An 18,157-nucleotide genomic window follows, 5' to 3' on the forward strand; every position below is an offset into this window, starting at 1 on the left:
CCACAGGGATTGCGCAAGTCTTGAGAGCGGCGCAATCCCGGTGGGAACGAGCCGAAAAGGCCCCCATCAGAGGTCAGCGTCCTCCACCACCCTCACCTTCCCTGCCTCCAGCGCATAGGCCGCATCGGCCAGGTCATTGCTGACCTTCTCCACCTTCAACGTGCCACTGACCCACAGCGGCGTGTAGATGTCGTCGATCTTCATCCCCTTGGGATAACGCACCAGCACCAGTTGGTTGGGAGGCGGCGGCGGCACGTGGATGCAGGCGCCGGGGTACGGCACGAGGAAGAACAAGGTGCTGTTGCCCTTGGCATCGCTCTCCAGCGGCACCGGATAGCCGCCCAGGCGGATCTGTTTGCCGTTCATGGCGGCCTCTGTCTTGGTGGAATACATCACCGCGGGCAAACCCTTGGCCTGCTTGAGCCCACCCTTGTCGGTAAAGGTGCCCATGGCTTCGGGAGAGTTGTGATCGATCTCGGGCATCTGCTCGAGCGCCTTCTGGTCCGACTTGGGCATCAGCTCCAGCCAGTCGGTTTCGGGCAGTTCGGCATGGGCCAGCGCGCTGGCCAACAGCAAGGGAGCAAGAAAAAACGCACGCATGAAAATGCTCGGCAACTCAGGTGAATTGCCGAGCATTCTAAACCAGTCATCCGCGTTTCTTGATGAATCCGTAGATCACCAGAAGGATGATGGCACCGACCAGGGCACCAAAGAAACCTGCGGCCTGCCCCGCCTGGTAGATACCCAGCGCCTGCCCGCCATAGGTCGCGGCCAGTGATCCGGCGATACCTAGAAGAATGGTCATGATCCAGCCCATGCTGTCGTCCCCTGGCTTGAGGAAACGGGCCAGCAGGCCGACGATCAGGCCGATGAAGATGGTTCCAATGATACCCATGGCAATCCCTCTGCTGTGAAGATGGAACAAGCCAAAGCCTAGACAGCACTTTGGCTTGTTGCCATTTCAGAGGGTCTGCGCAGGGCAGAGGTTCAATCAGCCGGCGATCAACGCTTCGACGTCGGCGATCTTGGCCTTGAGGGTGGCCATGTCGGCGCAACGCAAGGTGGCGTGGCCCACCTTGCGGCCGGCCTTGAAGGCCTTGCCGTAGTGGTGCAGGTGGCAGTCATCGATGGCCACGACCTTATCCACCGCTGGCACTTCGCCGATGAAGTTGAGCATGGCGCTCTCGCCGACCTTGGCAGTCGAGCCCAATGGCAGGCCGGCAACGGCGCGCAGATGGTTCTCGAACTGGCTGCACTCGGACCCTTCGATGGTCCAGTGCCCGGAGTTGTGAACCCGCGGAGCGATTTCGTTGGCTTTCAGGCCACCGTCGACTTCGAAGAACTCGAACGCCATCACGCCCACGTAGTCGAGCTTCTGCAACACACGACCCACGTAGTCTTCGGCCAGCGCCTGCAGCGGGTGCGCATTGCTCGCGACCGACAGGCGCAGGATGCCGCTCTCGTGGGTGTTGTGCACCAGCGGGTAGAAGCGGGTTTCGCCATCACGGCCACGCACGGCCACCAGCGAGACCTCTCCGGTGAACGGCACGAAGCCTTCGAGCAGGCAAGGCACGCTGCCCAGCTCGGCGAAGGTGCCGGCGACATCCTCGGCACTGCGCAGGACCTTCTGGCCCTTGCCGTCATAGCCCAGGGTACGGGTCTTGAGCACCGCCGGCAGGCCGATGCTGGCCACGGCAGCGTCCAGGTCTTCCTGGGACAGGATGTCGGCGAACGCCGGCGTCGGGATGCCCAGGTCGCGGAACATGCTCTTTTCGAACAGGCGGTCACGGGCGATGCGCAGGGCCTCGGCACTGGGGTAGACCGGAACGAACTGCGACAGGAAGGCCACGGTTTCGGCCGGAACGCTTTCGAACTCGAACGTCACCAGGTCGACTTCGTCGGCCAACTGACGCAGGTGGTCCTGATCGCCGTAGTCGGCGCGCAGGTGCTCGCCCAGGGCTGCCGCGCAGGCATCCGGGGCCGGGTCGAGGAAAGCGAAGTTCATGCCCAGCGGGGTCCCCGCCAAGGCCAGCATGCGGCCGAGCTGGCCACCACCGATTACACCGATCTTCATGTTGATAGCCTCAGGCCTGGCGCGGGTCCGGATTGTCCAGGACGGTTTCGGTCTGCTCCGTGCGGAACTGCTTGAGCGCCGCGTGGTATTGCGGGTACTTGGCACCCAGGATACTGGCCGAGAGCAGCGCCGCGTTGATGGCGCCCGCCTTGCCGATGGCCAGGGTGGCGACTGGCACGCCCGCGGGCATCTGCACGATCGACAGCAACGAATCGACACCCGAGAGCATCGAGGACTGCACCGGCACGCCCAGGACCGGCAGGTGGGTCTTGGCGGCGCACATGCCTGGCAGGTGGGCAGCACCGCCGGCACCGGCGATGATCACCTCGATGCCGCGGCCTTCGGCCTCTTCGGCATACTGGAACAGCAGATCCGGCGTACGGTGGGCGGAAACCACCTTCACCTCGTAGGGAATGCCGAGTTTTTCCAGCATATCGGCGGTGTGGCTAAGGGTGGACCAATCGGACTTGGAGCCCATGATCACGCCAACCAGTGCACTCATCGTCGAGCCTCTTCGCTTGTGCGCCCTTGGGCGCGTCAAAAAACAACAAGCCACGCGGGACGACCGGCGTGGCTTGTTTGCTGATCATGGCCGGATCGATCCGGCCTGGGGGCCGCGAAGTATAACGTAACGCGAGGCCATCCAGGCACCCCCGGCGACCAACTGTCGGCCTTATTTTTCGGGGCTTTGGCTGACTTTCGAGTCAACAGGTACGGTCGTCGTGCCGCCCTCCAGCTTGCGCCACAGTAGACGCACGTTGGCCTTGCGGACCAAGGCACAGCGATAGAGGCGAATTTCCAGCGGCACATGCCACTGGCTGCCCCCGCAGATCACCAGTTCGCCACGCTCCAGCTCACCGCGCATCGACAACCGCGGCACCCAGGCGATTCCCATGCCTTCAAGGGCCATGCTCTTGAGACTGTCGGCCATGGCCGTTTCATAGACAGTGGTATAGCGCAGGTTGCGCTGGCGCAGCAGCAGGTTGACCGAACGACCGAGGAAGGCCCCGGCGCTATAGGCCAACAACGGCACGCTGCTCTCGCCCTCAAGGTCGAACAACGGCTTGCCGTCGCTGCCCACGGCGCACACCGGCAGCATCTCGGTAGTGCCCATGTGCAGCGAGGGGAATATTTCGGCATCCATCTGCAAGGCCGCATCCGGGTCATAGAATGCCAGCATCAGGTCACAGCCCCCTTCACGCAGGGCATGCACGGCATCGCCCACGTTGGTGGCCACCAGCCGGGTGGCGATGTTCAGACCATCGTTGCGCAACTGAGCCACCCACCGAGGGAAGAACCCCGACGCCAGGGAGTGCGCAGCAGCTACCTGGACCACCTCACCCTGCCCGCCTTCGAGATGATGCAAATGGCGGAGAACTTCGCTCAACTGGTCGACAACGGTACGCGCGGTAACCAGAAACAGCTGCCCGGCCTCGGTCAGTTCGATCGGTGTGCGGGAACGATTCACCAACGTCAGCCCCAGCGCCGCTTCCAGGCTGCGGATGCGCCGGCTGAACGCCGGCTGGGTGACGAAACGGCGCTCCGCTGCCTGGGAAAAACTACGGGTGGCGGCCAGGGCGCTGAAGTCTTCCAGCCACTTGCTTTCGAGGTTCATGAAGCGGGTCTCCCAGCGCGCACCAAAATGGAACACGCTCGTTTGTCAATTGGCGTCACATGAATCGGTATGCCGTTTGTGCATAGGTTAGCGTGCAACAGCATTGGCCGCAAAATCCGGGCAGGCCTAGGATTAGCGGCATTCCGGCAGGTGCCGGGTTTAAATCGAGATGATATCCGTCATGTCCTCCGCTGCATCGTTCCGCGTCGAAAAAGACCTGCTTGGTACCCTTGAAGTCCCTGCCGATGCCTACTACGGCATCCAGACCCTGCGCGCTGCCAACAACTTCCACCTCTCCGGTGTTCCGCTGTCGCACTACCCGAAGCTGGTCGTGGCCCTGGCCATGGTCAAGCAGGCCGCTGCCGACGCCAACCGTGAGCTGGGCCACCTGAGCGATGCCAAGCACGCCGCCATCAGCGAGGCCTGCGCCCGTCTGATCCGTGGCGAATTCCACGACCAGTTCGTTGTGGACATGATCCAAGGTGGTGCGGGTACCTCCACCAACATGAACGCCAACGAAGTCATCGCCAACGTCGCGCTGGAGGTCATGGGCCACCAGAAGGGTGAGTACCAGTACCTGCACCCGAACAACGACGTGAACATGGCGCAGTCGACCAACGATGCCTACCCGACCGCGATCCGCCTGGGTCTGCTGCTGGGTCACGACGCCCTGCTGGCCAGCCTCGACAGCCTGATTCAGGCCTTCGCGGCCAAAGGCAAGGAATTCGACCACGTACTGAAGATGGGTCGTACCCAGCTGCAGGACGCTGTGCCGATGACCCTGGGCCAAGAATTCCGTGCCTTCGCCACCACCATGACCGAAGACCTGCAGCGCCTGCGCTCGCTGGCTCCGGAACTGCTGACCGAAATCAACCTGGGCGGTACCGCCATCGGCACCGGCATCAACGCCGACCCTGGCTACCAGGCCCTGGCCGTGCAGCGCCTGGCGACCATCAGCGGCCAGCCGCTGGTCCCGGCTGCCGACCTGATCGAAGCCACCTCCGACATGGGCGCCTTCGTGCTGTTCTCCGGCATGCTCAAGCGCACCGCAGTCAAGCTGTCCAAGATCTGCAACGACCTGCGCCTGCTGTCCAGCGGCCCGCGCACCGGCATCAACGAGATCAACCTGCCGGCGCGCCAGCCAGGCAGCTCGATCATGCCAGGCAAGGTCAACCCGGTTATTCCGGAAGCCGTCAACCAGGTGGCCTTCGCCATCATGGGCAACGACCTGGCCCTGACCGTCGCCGCCGAAGGTGGCCAGCTGCAGCTGAACGTCATGGAACCGCTGATCGCTTACAAGATCTTCGACTCCATCCGCCTGCTTCAGCGCGCCATGGACATGCTGCGCGAGCACTGCATCGTCGGCATCACTGCCAACGAACAGCGCTGCCGTGAACTGGTCGAGCACTCGATCGGCCTGGTCACCGCACTGAACCCGTACATCGGCTACGAGAACGCCACCCGTATCGCCCGCGTTGCCCTGGAAACCGGCCGCGGCGTACTGGAACTGGTGCGCGAAGAGAAGCTGCTGGACGACGCGATGCTCGATGACATCCTGCGTCCGGAAAACATGATCGCTCCACGTCTGGTTCCGCTGAAGGCGTAACCAGGCTGCTGTAAAACGTCTCACCAGGTCGAGGGACTAGACACCTCTCAACCTTTCAAGGGCCCGAGCGCATGCGACGGGCCCTTTTTTTATGCGCAAAAACCGCAAGGGGCCGCTTCACGGCCTTGTGCCACGAAAGGGCTGCTCAGCAGCCCCAAAGACCAACCGGGCACACAACTTGCTCCATAATGCTCCCCAGCCCCACGGGATACCGAGCATGCTGCACAGCCACCTGACCACCCTCAATGCGGTTTCGCTGATTCTCAAAGTCTTCCAGGAAGAAGGCTGCGACGCCGAGCGGCTACTTTGCGGCAGCGGCATTGGTGCAGCAGACCTGGGCCATGCCGATGCCCGCATCACGACCCAGCAAGAACTGCAGGTGTGCGCCAATGCCGTGGCCCTTCGCGAAGAGATCGGCCTGGAGCTGGGCCGGCGCATGCATGTGTCGTGCTACGGGATGCTCGGTTACGCCCTGCTCTCCAGTGCCACTTTGGGTGACGCCCTGCGCTTGGCACTGCGCTATCCCGCATTGCTGGGCACAGCCTTTCAGTTGCGCCTGGAGGATGACGGCCAGCGAATCTGGTTCAGCGCCAGCGACTACCAGGACAGCCCGGCGCTGGCGGCCTTCAATGCCGAATTCTGCCTGGTGTCGCTGAAGGTCATCTGCGACGACCTGCTGGGCCGCCCCCTGCCGCTGCTCGCGGCGCGCTTCGAGCATCCTCGGCCCGACTACCACGCGCTCTATGTCGATGCGTTCCAGTGCCCCCTGGGTTTCGAGGCCAACGACAATGCCTTTGCCTTCGAGCGCCGCTGGCTCGACATGCCCCTGCCCTTGGCCGACCCCATCACCCACAAGGCCATGGCCGAGCGCTGCCGCCAGCTGAACCTGGAGTTCACGGGACGTCAGGCATGGCTGGGGCGTATTCGCCAGTTGCTGATCAAACAGCTGGACGCCGCCCCCGGGCTCGAAGGCCTGGCCCGCCAGATGAACTGCTCCTCGCGCACCTTGCGCCGGCACCTTCAGGCCCTGGGCTGCAGCTACCAGCAGTTACTCGACGAGCTGCGCTTCGAGCGGGCCAAGCAGTTGCTGGCCGAGGACCAAATGCCGATCTACCGCATTGCCGAGACGCTCGGCTTCAGCGAGACCGCCAGCTTTCGCCATGCCTTCCAGCGCTGGAGCGGCGTGGCGCCCAGCCATTTTCGCGGCTGATCGGTGCCGGCCGTTTCGCGGGTGAACCCGCTCCCACAGGTACTGCGCTGAGTTCAAAATCAGCGGGGTACCTGTGGATTTACCCGCGAACAAGCCCCCACGCCGGACGCTGTCTTTGGCCACATCGATCCCCTTTTGGCCGTTTGCGTCGTTCTCCACCGGCACGCCCCCTCACACAATGAGGCACGCCAGTAAACCCGGAGAATAAAAATGCTGACGATCTATTCCGATGATCATCGCCTGCACCACGGCCGCTGCGAGCTCATCGACGGCAAGTTGATGCCTTGCTTCGAGATGCCTTCGCGCGCCGACCATGTCCTGGAGCGCGTCAAGAAGCGCAACCTCGGCCCTGTCGAAGGGCCGCGTGATTTTGGCCGCGCACCCTTGCTGCGTGTCCACGGCGCCGATTATCTGGATTTCTTCGAAGGGGCCTGGGCGCGCTGGGCGCAGATGGGCCAGGAAGGTGACCTGCTGCCCTTTACCTGGCCAGCCCGGACGTTGCGCAAGGTCAAGCCGACCGGCCTGCATGGCGAGCTTGGCTACTACAGCTTCGATGCCGGCGCGCCGATCACCGCCGGTACCTGGCAGGCTGCCTACAGCGCCGCCCAGGTCGCCCTCACCGCCCAGGCCGCGATCCAGCAAGGCGCCCATTCGGCATTCGCCCTGTGCCGCCCACCAGGACACCACGCGGCGGCCGAAGTGATGGGCGGCTACTGCTACCTCAACAACGCCGCCATCGCTGCCCAGGCGTTCCTTGACCAAGGCCACCGCAAAGTCGCCATCCTCGACGTCGATTACCACCACGGCAACGGCACCCAGGACATCTTCTATCAGCGCGGCGATGTGTTCTTCGCCTCGATCCACGGCGACCCGCAGGATGAGTTCCCGTTCTTCCTGGGTTATGCCGACGAAACCGGCGAAGGCGCAGGCGAAGGCTGCAACATCAACTATCCATTGCCCGCCGGCAGCGACTGGGCCGCCTGGAGCGCCGCCTTGGAAGATGCCTGCCAGCGCATCGCAGCCTACGCACCGGACGTAGTGGTGGTGTCCCTGGGCGTGGATACCTTCAAGGATGACCCGATCTCCCAGTTCAAACTGGACAGCCCGGACTACCTGGAAATGGGCAAGCGTATCGGCCAACTCGGCAAGCCGACCTTGTTCGTGATGGAAGGTGGCTACGCTGTTGAAGAAATCGGTATCAACGCAGTCAACGTGCTGGAAGGCTTCCAGCATGCCCAGCCAGGAGCCCGGTAATGATCCGACTCAAGCGTCTGCTCGTCCCGTTCATCGCTGCCACTCTGTCCACCGGTGCCCTCCAGGCCCAGGCCGAACAGCGCACCCTGCGTGTGTACAACTGGTTCGACTACATCACGCCGCAGACCTTGACGGACTTCCAGAAGGACAGCGGCGTCAAGCTGATCTACGACATCTTCGACACCAACGAAGCCCTGGAAGCCAAGCTGCTCACCGGCAACTCAGGCTATGACGTGGTCGTGCCCTCCAACGTGTTCCTTGCCAAACAGATCGAAGCCGGTGTGTTCCAACCCCTGGACCGCACCAAGCTGCCCAACTGGCAGCACCTGGATCCGGCGCTGATGAAGCTGATCGAAGCGAACGACCCAGGCAACAAGTTCGCCGTGCCGTACATGTACGGCACCGTGCTGATCGGCTTCAACCCAGACAAGGTCAAGGCGGTGCTTGGCGACAAGGCGCCTGTGGACAGCTGGGACCTGATCTTCAAGGAAGAGAACATCGCCAAGCTCAAGCAGTGCGGTGTCGCACTGCTCGACTCGCCCTCGGAGATCCTGCCCCTGGCCTTGCAGTACCTGGGGCTGCCACCGAACAGCGAGAAGCCGGCTGACTATAAGAAAGCCGAGGAGCTGATGCTCAAGATCCGCCCGCACATCACCTACTTCCATTCCTCGAAGTACATGGCCGACATCGCCAACGGCGATATCTGCGTGGCGGTGGGGTATTCGGGTAGCTTCTCCCAGGCCGCCAACCGCGCACGTGATGCCAAGAATGGCGTAGTGGTAGACATGCGCCTGCCCAAGGAAGGTGCACCGATCTGGTTCGACATGCTGGCGATCCCCAAGAACGCCGCCAATCCTGAGGATGCACACACGTTCATCAACTACCTGCTGCGCCCTGAAGTGATCGCGCCGATCAGCGATTTCGTCGGCTACCCCAACCCGAACAAGGACGCCACCGACAAAGTCAGCCCGGCGATCCGCAACAACCCGAACCTGTACCCGACTGCCGAAGCGATGGCCAAGCTGTATACCCTCAAGCCACTGCCACGCGAAGCCGAACGGGCGCGCACCCGGGCCTGGACACGCATCAAGTCCGGGACTTGAGTTGGATGCTTCGCGGATAAACCCGCTCCCACAGATACGGAGCTGCCTGTAAGTACAGCGCTGTGTCTGTGGGAACGGGTTCACCGGCGAAGCGGTCGCCAGGCCCTGCGCAAACGCATCAGTGCATCCGCAATCTGCACCTCAGGCACCGCCGCGAACCCCAGCACCAGTCCGGCGCGCTTATCCACAGGCACATTGCCATCCTCGAGCCAGTAGCTGCTCAATGGGTTGACCTCAACGCCCACCACCTCCGCCCGAGCGACCAGCTCCTGCTCACGCGCAAGGTTATCCACAGCCACCTTCACATGCAGTCCTGCCGCCACTTCCGGCATGGCACCCAGTCCTGGCACATCCTGGGGCCACCCGGCCTTCAGCACATTTCGCCGCGCCAGTGCCGCCTTGCGCATCCGCCGGATATGCCGCTGGAAATGGCCCTGGGCCATGAACTGCGCCATGACGCATTGGGTGCCGACCTCTGAATGGCGCACTGCCAGTGCCCGCCCCTGGCTGAACGCCTCCACCAACTGCCGAGGCAGCACCAGGTAACCCAGGCGCAGGGCCGGGAAGGCGATCTTGCCGAATGTGCCCACGTAGAGCACCCGCCCCTGCCGGTCCAAGGAGGCCAAGGGGGCCAGCGGCGCGCCGCTGTAGCGGTACTCGCCGTCGTAGTCGTCTTCGATGATCCAGCCATCCTGGCGCTGCGCCCAGTCCAGCAAGGATAGGCGCCGGGCCAGGCTCATGGTGACGCCGGTGGGATACTGGTGCGCCGGCGTGACATAGGCCATCCGACAATCGGGAAGCTGCGCCAGCTGCTCGCAATCCATACCTTCGTCATCCACCGGCACACCCCTGACCTTCGCCCCTGCCAGGGCGAAGGTGTGGCCGGCCGCTCGGTACCCTGGGTTTTCCACAGCCACCCCATCGCCTGGCTGCAATAACAACTGTGCACAAAGGCTGATGGCCTGCTGGGCACCACTGGTGATCACAATTTGTTCAGCGCCACAAGAAAGCCCTCGTGAGCGACGCAAATACGCCGCGATGAGTTCCCGCAGTTGCGGCTCCCCCGCCGGGTCCCCGTAACCCAATGAGGCAGGGTCGGGGTTTCGCCAGAAACCCGCTTGCAACCTGGCCCAGACCTCGAACGGGAACAAATCGAAAGCCGGCACGCCGACGCGAAAAGCTCGCGGCGCGCCAGCCTTGGGCGGGGGAAGGTGGTTGTTTTTCAAGCGCTGCAAAGGCTCGCTCGAGCGCTCTAAACTGGATAAATCCTCAGTACCAGATGCCGAAAATGTGGATAACCCTGTTGATAACCCCCGGGATAACCCTGTGGATACCTGTGTGGATAGTTTAGGCAGCTGGCTGACGTAGGTACCGTCACCAACCCGGCTTTCGATATAGCCCTCGGCATACAGCTGATCGTATGCCCGTACCACGCTATTGCGCGACAGCAACAGCATGGCCGCCAAATCTCGAGTGGCAGGCAAACGCGTGCCGCTGCCCAGGCGCCCATCCAGCACCCGCGCCCGCAACGCTTGGTAAAGCTGTTGGCTCAGCCCGCGTCGACGATCGAGCACGATACCGGTGGGGTCGAAGGGCAACGCGAGGGCACATTCGTTCATGGCATTGGACCTATAAAAAGAGTCTGAATTGGCTCTTACCGAGTACCAATAGCCTGCCTAGGATGGAGCCATTGGACAAGGAACCTCGCATGTACAACGCCAAACCCCACCAGGAACATGACCTCGGGCGTCTGCATCAGCAAATGCGCGATACTCGCCTTGCCGTCCTGGTCAGCCATGGCGTACACGGCTTGCTAGCCACCCATCTACCCGTGCTGCTCGATCCCACTGAAGGCGAGTACGGCACCGTCTATGCCCACCTGGCCCGGGCCAACCCCCAGTGGCAGGTCTTGGAGCAGGGCGGCGAAGCCTTGCTGATATTCCCTGGCGCAGATGCCTATGTCAGCCCGAGCTATTACCCCAGCAAGGCCGAGAACCCCAAGGTCGTGCCCACCTGGAACTACCTGGCCGTGCATGCCTATGGCGCGGTGCAGGTAATCCACGACGCCCCTCGCCTGCTCGAGATCGTCAGCCGCCTGAGCGATCGACACGAGCAAGGCCGCATCGAGCCCTGGAAAGTGAGCGACGCCCCCAGCGACTACATCGACGGCATGCTGCGCGCCATCGTCGGCATTCGCATGCCCATCGCCCGCCTGCAAGGCGCGCGCAAGCTCAGCCAGAACCGCTTGGCGCAAGACATCGCCGGCGTACGTGACGGCCTGGGCAGCAGCACCGATTACCTGGACAACCAACTCGCGGCGCATATGCGCCCACTCTGAAGGAAAAGACCATGCCCAGCGTTACCCTGCGCCCCGTGAGCGCCAACGACCATGCCGCCTGGCTCGCCCTCTGGCAGGCCTACCTGCGCTTCTACGAAACCGAATTGGCCGATGAGGTCAGCGCCAGCACCTGGCAGCGCCTGCTGGATGCGAACGAACCCACTCATTCGGCCCTGGCCTGGGTCGATGGCAAGGCGGTGGGGATGGTCAACTGGATCTATCATCGCTCCAACTGGAGCATCGAGAACGCCTGCTACCTGCAGGATTTGTACGTCAACACAGACCAGCGTGGTTTGGGCATTGGTCGCCAACTGATCGAGCACGTCTACGCGACCGCCAAGGCAGCCAACTGCATCAAGGTGCACTGGCTGACCCATGAAACCAATGCCACCGCCATCCGCCTGTACGAACAGGTCGCCGAACGGCCGGGCTTCATTCAATTTCGCAAAGGGTTGTAGGCCCATGTCCGACGCACTGAACTGGAAACCTGCGGCAACACCCAAGGCCGAGCCCATCGAAGGGCGTTTCATCCGCCTGGAAAAGCTCGACCCAGCCCGCCACGGCGATGACCTCTGGGAGGTGCTGCAAGGCCCCGGCTCGGACCCGGTGCTGTGGGACTACCTCCCCTATGGGCCCTTCACCGAGCGCTCAAGCTTCGACCGCTGGCTCGAAGGCAACGCCGCTGGCCGCGACCCACTGTTCTACAGCGTGATCGACCGCGCCAACGGCCAGGTCCAGGGGATCCTGAGCTACATGTCGATCGTCCCCGAACAGGGCCGCTTCGAGATCGGCCACATCGCTTTCGGCGCCGCCATGCAACGCACACCTCGGGGCACCGAGGCCGTCTACTTGCTAAGCCAACTCGGTTTTGCCCTGGGCAATCGTCGTCTGGAGTGGAAGTGCAACAACGCCAACGCCCGCTCCAAACGCGCCGCCGAACGCTTCGGCTTCGTCTTCGAGGGGGTTTTCCGCAAACACATGGTGGTCAAGGATCACAACCGGGATACGGCCTGGTACTCGATCACCGATGATGAGTGGCCAAGCGTTGCGGCAGGCTTCGAGCGCTGGTTGAGCGCAGAGAACCAGCAGCCCGAGGGGCAAGTGAAGACCTTGGAGGCCTGCCGTAAAGGCTGAGAATGTAGGCAGCCTTTTCGCGGGTAAACCCGCCCCCACAGGGACTGTATTGTCCTTCCGGGAGCGGGTTTACCCGCGAACATCCCGCACAGATTCAGCACAAAAAAAGGGGAGCCTATCGCTCCCCATGAGGTAAACCGCTTGTAGTCGAAGGCTTCGATCAGCCTTCGATCTCGATCAGGATCTCGCCCGGCGTGACGCGATCGCCTTTGGCCACGTGGATGGCAGTGACCTTGCCGGCGATCGGGGCCTGGACTTCGGTCTCCATCTTCATGGCTTCGGTGATCAGCACCGGCTGGCCAGCCTTGACGGTGTCGCCTTCCTTGACCAGCACATCGACGATGTTGCCCGGCATGGTGGTGCTCACATGGCCTGGGCCGCTGGCCTGCTTGCGCTTGCTGCCGCCGCCGCTGACGAACTCGTTGAGCGGTTCGAACACCACTTCTTCCGGCATGCCGTCGATGGACAGGTAGAAGTGACGCTTGCCTTCAGCCTTGACGCCCACGCCGGTGATATCGACGCGGTAGGTCTCGCCGTGCACGTCGATGACGAACTCGGTCGGCACACCTTCGCCGCCCGGGCCTGCCACGGCGCCGGCTTCCGGGATCGGCAGCAGGGCTTCAGGAGTCAGGGTGCCGGCTTCACGCTCCTCAAGGAACTTGCGACCGATGTCCGGGAACATCGCGAAGGTCAGCACGTCTTCCTCGCAGCGGGCCAGGTTGCCGATATCGGCGCGCAGCTTGGCCATTTCCGGCTTGAGCAGGTCGGCCGGGCGCACGTCGATCACTTCTTCGCTACCGATCGCCTGGCGACGCAGTTGTTCGTTGACCACGCCTGGCGCCTTGCCGTAACCGCCCTGAAGGTACAGCTTCACCTCGTTGGTGATGGTCTTGTAGCGCTCGCCAGCCAGCACGTTGAAGAACGCCTGGGTGCCGACGATCTGCGAGGTCGGGGTCACCAGCGGCGGGAAGCCGAGGTCTTCACGTACGCGCGGGATCTCCGCCAGCACTTCGTTCATGCGGCTGAGCGCGCCCTGCTCCTTGAGCTGGTTGGCCAGGTTGGAAATCATGCCGCCTGGCACCTGGTTGACCTGCACGCGGGTGTCCACCGCGGTGAACTCGCTTTCGAACTGGTGGTACTTCTTGCGTACGGCATAGAAGTACAGGCCGATCTCCTGCAGCAGCTCCAGGTCCAGGCCCGTGTCGAACTCGGTGCCCTTGAGCGCGGCGACCATCGACTCGGTACCTGGGTGGCTGGTGCCCCAGGCGAAGCTGGAGATCGCGGTGTCGATGTGGTCGGCACCATTTTCCACAGCCTTGAGCTGGCACATAGCGGCCAGGCCGGCAGTGTCGTGGGAATGGATGAACACCGGCAACGACTGCTCGGCCTTCAGCGCCTTGACCAGTTCGCCAGTGGCGAACGGGGTCAACAGGCCGGCCATGTCCTTGATCGCCACCGAGTCGCAGCCCATGGCTTCCATCTGCTTGGCCTGGGCAACGAAGGCGTCGATGGTATGCACCGGGCTGGTGGTGTAGGCGATGGTGCCCTGGGCGTGCTTGCCAGCAGCCTTGACCGCTTCGATGGCCACACGCAGGTTACGCACGTCGTTCATGGCATCGAAGATGCGGAACACGTCGATGCCGTTGACCGCGGCCTTGGCGACGAAGGCCTTGACCACGTCGTCGCTGTAGTGGCGGTAGCCCAGCAGGTTCTGGCCACGCAGCAGCATTTGCAGGCGGGTGTTGGGCAGTGCGGCGCGCAGCTTGCGCAGACGCTCCCATGGGTCTTCCTTGAGGAAGCGCACACAGGCATCGAAGGTCGCGCCACCCCAGACTTCCAGGGACCAGTAGCCCACCTTGTCGAGCTTGTCGCAGATCGGCAGCATGTCTTCGGTGCGCATGCGGGTGGCCAGCAGGGACTGGTGGGCGTCGCGCAGGATTGTGTCGGTTACGTGAATTTTCTTGGACATTATGGGGTTCCTCACAGGCCTGCGTGGGCGGCGATGGCGGCGGCGATGGCCAGGGCCAGCTCTTCGGGTTTGCGCTTGATCGAGTAGTTGGTCAGTTCCGGGTGGCTTTCCACGAAGCTGGTGTTGAACTGGCCGCTACGGAATTCCGGATTGCGCAGGATCTCCTGGTAATACGCGGCGGTGGTCTTCACACCTTGCACGCGCATGTCGTCCAGGGCCCGCAGGCCGCGGTCCATGGCTTCTTCCCAGGTCAACGCCCAGACCACCAGCTTCAGGCACATGGAGTCGTAGAACGGCGGAATGGTGTAGCCGGTGTAGATCGCGGTGTCGGTACGCACGCCTGGGCCGCCGGGCGCGTAGTAACGGGTGATCTTGCCGAAGCTGGGCAGGAAGTTGTTCTTCGGGTCTTCGGCGTTGATACGGAACTGCAACGCGTAGCCACGGTGCTGGATGTCTTCCTGCTTGACCGACAGCGGCAGGCCCGAAGCGATGCGGATCTGCTCGCGCACGATGTCGATGCCGGTGATTTCTTCGGTGATGGTGTGTTCTACCTGCACGCGGGTGTTCATCTCCATGAAGTACACCTCGCCATCGGCGAGCAGGAACTCCACGGTACCGGCGTTCTCGTAGTTCACGGCCTTGGCCGCGCGGACCGCCAGGTCGCCGATGTAGGCGCGCTGTTCCGGGGTCAGTTGCGGACTTGGGGCGATCTCGATGAGCTTTTGGTTACGGCGCTGGATCGAGCAGTCGCGCTCGAACAGGTGCACCACATTGCCGAAGCTGTCACCCAGGATCTGCGCCTCGATGTGCTTGGGGTTGACGATGCATTTTTCCAGGAACACTTCCGCCGAGCCGAAGGCCTTGGTGGCCTCGGAAATCACACGGGGGAAGGCTTGCTCCAGCTCCTCACGGCTGTTGCAGCGACGGATACCGCGTCCGCCACCACCGGAAGTGGCCTTGAGCATCACCGGATAACCGATGCGGTCACCCTCGGCCAGCGCTTCGTGGATGTCGGCGACGTTGCCTTCCGTACCGGGGGTTACCGGTACACCGGCCTGGATCATGGTGCGGCGCGCTTCGGTCTTGTCGCCCATGCGGCGAATGACGTCCGCGGCAGGGCCGATGAACTTGATGCCACGCTCGGCACAGATTTCCGCCAGCTCGGCGTTTTCCGACAGGAAGCCGTAACCTGGATGCAGCGCATCACAGCCGGTTTCCACGGCCAGGTTGACCAGCTTGCGCGGGTTCAGATAACCGGCCAGAGGCTCGGCACCGATGCTGTAGGCCTCGTCGGCGCGCTTGACGTGCAAGGCATGACGGTCGGCGTCGGAATAGATCGCCACAGAGCGAATGCCCATCTCGGCGCAAGCACGCACGATCCGAACTGCGATTTCACCCCGGTTGGCGATCAGGATTTTTTTTATCACTGGAGTCTTCCCAAAGCCGATGGAACACACGAGCCGGGTTTACCGGTCGGCGCGTGGCCAGAGGTTGCTGGCCAGTCGCAAACCAACCCTATCGCTGTAGGTTGATAAACAAAAATCAATATTTGTTAGGGTCGGCATAAGCAAAAGCTTATAGTGCCGTAACAAGGTTTTGCGAAGGCTTAGGAAAAAATGCGTAAGTCATTGATGCGTATGACATTGCGTCAGTTACAGATCTTCAACGAGGTGTGTGATCTGCGCTCCTACAGCCGGGCGGCAGAGGAAATGGCGTTGACGCAACCCGCCGTAAGTCTACAGATCCGCCAACTTGAAGAATTGGTCGGCCAGCCGTTGTTCGAGTACGTAGGCAAGAAGCTCTACCTGACCGAAGCGGCCGAAGCCTTGCAGCGTGCCAGCCGGGACATCTTCGGGCGCCTGGAAAACCTCGACATGCAGCTATCGGACATGCAGGGCTCACTACAGGGCCAGCTCAAACTTGCAATCGAGTCCAGCGCCAAATACTTCGTGCCCCACCTGTTCGCCGCCTTCAAGCAACGTCACCCTGAGGTCAACCTGACCCTGACGGTGGTCAACCGGGCCCAGGCGATCCGCCGGCTCTCGGATAACCGCGACGACCTGATCATCATGTCCATGGTGCCCCAGGACATGGGCCTTGAGTTCATGCCGTTCCTGAACAACCCGATCGTAGCCGTGGCGCCCCCCGACCATCCGCTGTGCAAGCTGGAGACACTGCGCCTGCAGGATCTTGAACCTCATACGCTGCTGATCCGAGAGCAGGGTTCGGGCACTCGCAAGGCCTGCGAGGAGTACTTCAAGGACAAGCGCGTGCACTTCACCCAGACCTTGGAGGTCGCCTCGGCCGATGCCCAGCGCGAATGTGTGATCGCAGGCCTGGGCATCGCCCTGCTCACGCGCCATGCGCTGAACCTGGAGCTGGCCACCGGCGTGCTCAAGGAGCTACCGGTGGAAGAACTGCCGCTGTACCGCAGCTGGTGCGTGGTGCAGTCCAAGGCCAAACGGCAATCACCGGTAGCCTTGGCGTTCCTTGCGTTCATTCGCAACGAACGGGCAAAGATCAGCGGGCTTGTGGAGCGATTTTCGGGGAAGATGCCGCCGATACCTGCCAAACCGTGATGTCCCGCAGGTCGGGGTAGTCGGTGATTTCGCGCAGTAACTGACGCTGGTCGCAGTAGCTTTCGATCGCGCGGCGAAACTCCATGCGGCGCTGGTCCTTTTCCTGCTGCTTGCGAGCTTTGGCGGTGGGTTGGAACGAACCGTCATGATCACGTGCCATTGCCTGTCTCCCAGTTAGGATGCGGGGAGCTTCAGGTTGGGCGCAAAGGTTTACGGTTTGGCTGTGGATTGGTGACAAAACCGTGAAACCTGCTTTGCCTGCTCTGGGCCTTTCGCGGGTAAACCCACACAGGGTTCGCGCTGATGCCTTTAGGCGCGGGTCTACCCCGAATAAGCCAGCGCAGGCAGCGGTGTCAGTCGTCGGTCGCCTTGATCGACTTGGGCGACAGGCGCAGGCTGCGCAAGCTGCGTTTCACGCTCTTGAGGTGGTTCACCAGGCTCGGCCCCCGGGCCATGGCCACGCCCATGGCCAGTACGTCGATCACGACCAGGTGAGCGATGCGAGAGGTCAGAGGGGTGTAGATTTCGGTGTCTTCGTGCACGTCGATGGCCAGGTTGACGGTGGACAACTCGGCCAAGGGCGTCTGGCTCGGGCACAGGGTAATCAGGTTGGCGCCGCTTTCGCGCACCAGGTTGGCGGTGATCAACAGGTCCTTGGAACGGCCCGACTGGGAAATGCACACCGCTACGTCGCCAGGCTTGAGGGTCACCGCCGACATGGCCTGCATGTGCGGGTCGGAATACGCCGCGGCGCTGAGCAACAGACGGAAGAACTTGTGCTGGGCATCGGCAGCCACTGCGCCCGAGGCACCGAAACCATAGAACTCCACACGCTGGGCCTGGGCCATGGCCGTCACCGCCTGTTGCAGGGCCTGAGGGTTGAGGTGCTCGCGCACTTCCATCAGGGTGTGCAGGGTGGTATCGAAAATCTTCAGGCTGTAATCGGCGACCGAGTCGTCTTCATGGATGGCGAACTGGCCAAAACTGGCGCCTGCGGCCAGGCTCTGGGCCAGCTTGAGCTTGAGATCCTGGAAGCCCGAGCAACCGATCGCGCGGCAGAAACGCACGATGGTCGGCTCGCTGATCCCCACGCTGTGGGCGAGGTCGGCCATTGAGCTGTGCATGACGGCAGCCGGATCGAGCAGCACATGGTCGGCCACTTTCAGTTCCGATTTGCGCAGCAAATGGCGCGATTGGGCGATATGTTGCAACAGATTCACAGGCTGGACTCGGTTATGATCGGCTGGCCGGGATGTAGCTTTCTTGTAGTTATAC

The 18,157-nt window shown here is 62.5% G+C and carries 18 protein-coding genes; 8 read left to right on the forward strand and 10 right to left on the reverse strand.

The genetic code is table 11. The features are described from left to right. Positions 1-66: 66 nt before the first annotated feature. From IEC33019_RS26870 to IEC33019_RS26890, 5 genes are all read right to left on the reverse strand, one after another. Positions 67-600 carry a DUF3299 domain-containing protein gene (locus IEC33019_RS26870; RefSeq protein ID WP_434091133.1) on the reverse strand — a complete coding sequence of 178 codons (534 nt, stop codon included), beginning with the start codon at positions 598-600 and terminating at the stop codon, positions 67-69. 46 nt (positions 601-646) lie between these two features. After that, positions 647-895 (reverse strand): GlsB/YeaQ/YmgE family stress response membrane protein, encoded by a 249-nt coding sequence (locus IEC33019_RS26875; protein WP_043209941.1) that lies wholly within the window; start codon positions 893-895, stop codon positions 647-649. 96 nt (positions 896-991) lie between these two features. Then, a complete protein-coding gene (locus IEC33019_RS26880) occupies positions 992-2,074 on the reverse strand; it encodes a 5-(carboxyamino)imidazole ribonucleotide synthase (RefSeq protein WP_070093410.1) in 1,083 nt (360 codons plus the stop codon). A 10-nt stretch (positions 2,075-2,084) separates the two neighbouring features. Beyond that, complete coding sequence (gene purE, locus IEC33019_RS26885) at positions 2,085-2,576, reverse strand: 5-(carboxyamino)imidazole ribonucleotide mutase (RefSeq protein ID WP_043209945.1); 492 nt, start codon at positions 2,574-2,576, stop codon at positions 2,085-2,087. Positions 2,577-2,747: 171 nt separating this feature from the next. Beyond that, positions 2,748-3,689 carry a LysR substrate-binding domain-containing protein gene (locus IEC33019_RS26890; protein WP_070093445.1) on the reverse strand — a complete coding sequence of 314 codons (942 nt, stop codon included), beginning with the start codon at positions 3,687-3,689 and terminating at the stop codon, positions 2,748-2,750. A 181-nt stretch (positions 3,690-3,870) separates the two neighbouring features. On the opposite strand from IEC33019_RS26890, the gene aspA reads away from it, so the two are divergent. The 4 genes from aspA to IEC33019_RS26910 all read left to right on the forward strand — a co-directional run bounded on the left by aspA (position 3,871) and on the right by IEC33019_RS26910 (position 8,862). After that, on the forward strand, positions 3,871-5,295 hold the full coding sequence (gene aspA / locus IEC33019_RS26895) for an aspartate ammonia-lyase (RefSeq protein ID WP_043209948.1): 1,425 nt from the start codon (positions 3,871-3,873) through the stop codon (positions 5,293-5,295). Between the two features lie 217 nt (positions 5,296-5,512). After that, positions 5,513-6,505 (forward strand): AraC family transcriptional regulator, encoded by a 993-nt coding sequence (locus IEC33019_RS26900; RefSeq protein ID WP_070093411.1) that lies wholly within the window; start codon positions 5,513-5,515, stop codon positions 6,503-6,505. Positions 6,506-6,715: 210 nt separating this feature from the next. Then, positions 6,716-7,759 carry a histone deacetylase family protein gene (locus IEC33019_RS26905; protein ID WP_070093412.1) on the forward strand — a complete coding sequence of 348 codons (1,044 nt, stop codon included), beginning with the start codon at positions 6,716-6,718 and terminating at the stop codon, positions 7,757-7,759. After that, complete coding sequence (locus IEC33019_RS26910; RefSeq protein ID WP_070093413.1) at positions 7,759-8,862, forward strand: polyamine ABC transporter substrate-binding protein; 1,104 nt, start codon at positions 7,759-7,761, stop codon at positions 8,860-8,862. The genes IEC33019_RS26905 and IEC33019_RS26910 overlap by 1 nt, the downstream gene beginning before the upstream one ends. Before the next feature lie 80 nt (positions 8,863-8,942). On the opposite strand, the gene IEC33019_RS26915 is transcribed toward IEC33019_RS26910, so the two are convergent. After that, the gene (locus tag IEC33019_RS26915) at positions 8,943-10,481 is read right to left on the reverse strand and encodes a PLP-dependent aminotransferase family protein (protein WP_070093414.1); all 1,539 of its coding nucleotides are present in this window, start codon (positions 10,479-10,481) and stop codon (positions 8,943-8,945) included. An 89-nt stretch (positions 10,482-10,570) separates the two neighbouring features. On the opposite strand from IEC33019_RS26915, the gene IEC33019_RS26920 reads away from it, so the two are divergent. From IEC33019_RS26920 to IEC33019_RS26930, 3 genes are read left to right on the forward strand one after another with little or no spacing between them, the layout of a single operon-like run. Beyond that, positions 10,571-11,200 (forward strand): FMN-binding negative transcriptional regulator, encoded by a 630-nt coding sequence (locus IEC33019_RS26920; RefSeq protein WP_070093415.1) that lies wholly within the window; start codon positions 10,571-10,573, stop codon positions 11,198-11,200. 11 nt (positions 11,201-11,211) lie between these two features. Then, positions 11,212-11,658 carry a GNAT family N-acetyltransferase gene (locus tag IEC33019_RS26925; RefSeq protein WP_070093416.1) on the forward strand — a complete coding sequence of 149 codons (447 nt, stop codon included), beginning with the start codon at positions 11,212-11,214 and terminating at the stop codon, positions 11,656-11,658. 4 nt (positions 11,659-11,662) lie between these two features. Continuing rightward, on the forward strand, positions 11,663-12,334 hold the full coding sequence (locus tag IEC33019_RS26930; protein ID WP_070093417.1) for a GNAT family N-acetyltransferase: 672 nt from the start codon (positions 11,663-11,665) through the stop codon (positions 12,332-12,334). A gap of 160 nt (positions 12,335-12,494) precedes the next feature. Here the strand turns inward: IEC33019_RS26930 and oadA are convergent, their stop codons facing one another. Together oadA and IEC33019_RS26940 are read right to left on the reverse strand one after the other, a co-directional pair. Further along, positions 12,495-14,303 (reverse strand): sodium-extruding oxaloacetate decarboxylase subunit alpha, encoded by a 1,809-nt coding sequence (gene oadA / locus IEC33019_RS26935; RefSeq protein WP_070093418.1) that lies wholly within the window; start codon positions 14,301-14,303, stop codon positions 12,495-12,497. Between the two features lie 11 nt (positions 14,304-14,314). After that, the gene (locus IEC33019_RS26940; protein ID WP_070093419.1) at positions 14,315-15,730 is read right to left on the reverse strand and encodes an acetyl-CoA carboxylase biotin carboxylase subunit; all 1,416 of its coding nucleotides are present in this window, start codon (positions 15,728-15,730) and stop codon (positions 14,315-14,317) included. Positions 15,731-15,919: 189 nt separating this feature from the next. Here IEC33019_RS26940 and IEC33019_RS26945 point away from each other — a divergent pair, with 189 nt between their 5' ends. Then, positions 15,920-16,882: a LysR family transcriptional regulator gene (locus IEC33019_RS26945; RefSeq protein WP_070093420.1), complete on the forward strand. Its 963-nt coding sequence runs from the start codon at positions 15,920-15,922 to the stop codon at positions 16,880-16,882. Here the strand turns inward: IEC33019_RS26945 and IEC33019_RS26950 are convergent. After that, on the reverse strand, positions 16,824-17,042 hold the full coding sequence (locus IEC33019_RS26950) for a PA3496 family putative envelope integrity protein (protein WP_081337485.1): 219 nt from the start codon (positions 17,040-17,042) through the stop codon (positions 16,824-16,826). The genes IEC33019_RS26945 and IEC33019_RS26950 overlap by 59 nt on opposite strands. Positions 17,043-17,235: 193 nt before the next feature. Then, positions 17,236-18,102 carry a transcriptional regulator HexR gene (gene hexR, locus IEC33019_RS26955; protein ID WP_043209971.1) on the reverse strand — a complete coding sequence of 289 codons (867 nt, stop codon included), beginning with the start codon at positions 18,100-18,102 and terminating at the stop codon, positions 17,236-17,238. Positions 18,103-18,157: the final 55 nt, after the last annotated feature.

The sequence above is a fragment of the Pseudomonas putida genome, assembly GCF_002741075.1.
Classification (GTDB): Bacteria; Pseudomonadota; Gammaproteobacteria; order Pseudomonadales; family Pseudomonadaceae; genus Aquipseudomonas; species Aquipseudomonas putida_T.

Bases quoted from the DNA above. Each gene is read 5' to 3' on its own strand.
- IEC33019_RS26870 (WP_434091133.1), bottom strand. From the start codon at position 600: ATGCGTGCGTTTTTTCTTGCTCCCTTGCTGTTGGCCAGCGCGCTGGCC.
- IEC33019_RS26875 (WP_043209941.1), bottom strand. From the start codon at position 895: ATGGGTATCATTGGAACCATCTTCATCGGCCTGATCGTCGGCCTGCTG.
- IEC33019_RS26880 (WP_070093410.1), bottom strand. From the start codon at position 2,074: ATGAAGATCGGTGTAATCGGTGGTGGCCAGCTCGGCCGCATGCTGGCC.
- purE (WP_043209945.1), bottom strand. From the start codon at position 2,576: ATGAGTGCACTGGTTGGCGTGATCATGGGCTCCAAGTCCGATTGGTCC.
- IEC33019_RS26890 (WP_070093445.1), bottom strand. From the start codon at position 3,689: ATGAACCTCGAAAGCAAGTGGCTGGAAGACTTCAGCGCCCTGGCCGCC.
- aspA (WP_043209948.1), top strand. From the start codon at position 3,871: ATGTCCTCCGCTGCATCGTTCCGCGTCGAAAAAGACCTGCTTGGTACC.
- IEC33019_RS26900 (WP_070093411.1), top strand. From the start codon at position 5,513: ATGCTGCACAGCCACCTGACCACCCTCAATGCGGTTTCGCTGATTCTC.
- IEC33019_RS26905 (WP_070093412.1), top strand. From the start codon at position 6,716: ATGCTGACGATCTATTCCGATGATCATCGCCTGCACCACGGCCGCTGC.
- IEC33019_RS26910 (WP_070093413.1), top strand. From the start codon at position 7,759: ATGATCCGACTCAAGCGTCTGCTCGTCCCGTTCATCGCTGCCACTCTG.
- IEC33019_RS26915 (WP_070093414.1), bottom strand. From the start codon at position 10,481: ATGAACGAATGTGCCCTCGCGTTGCCCTTCGACCCCACCGGTATCGTG.
- IEC33019_RS26920 (WP_070093415.1), top strand. From the start codon at position 10,571: ATGTACAACGCCAAACCCCACCAGGAACATGACCTCGGGCGTCTGCAT.
- IEC33019_RS26925 (WP_070093416.1), top strand. From the start codon at position 11,212: ATGCCCAGCGTTACCCTGCGCCCCGTGAGCGCCAACGACCATGCCGCC.
- IEC33019_RS26930 (WP_070093417.1), top strand. From the start codon at position 11,663: ATGTCCGACGCACTGAACTGGAAACCTGCGGCAACACCCAAGGCCGAG.
- oadA (WP_070093418.1), bottom strand. From the start codon at position 14,303: ATGTCCAAGAAAATTCACGTAACCGACACAATCCTGCGCGACGCCCAC.
- IEC33019_RS26945 (WP_070093420.1), top strand. From the start codon at position 15,920: ATGCGTAAGTCATTGATGCGTATGACATTGCGTCAGTTACAGATCTTC.
- IEC33019_RS26950 (WP_081337485.1), bottom strand. From the start codon at position 17,042: ATGGCACGTGATCATGACGGTTCGTTCCAACCCACCGCCAAAGCTCGC.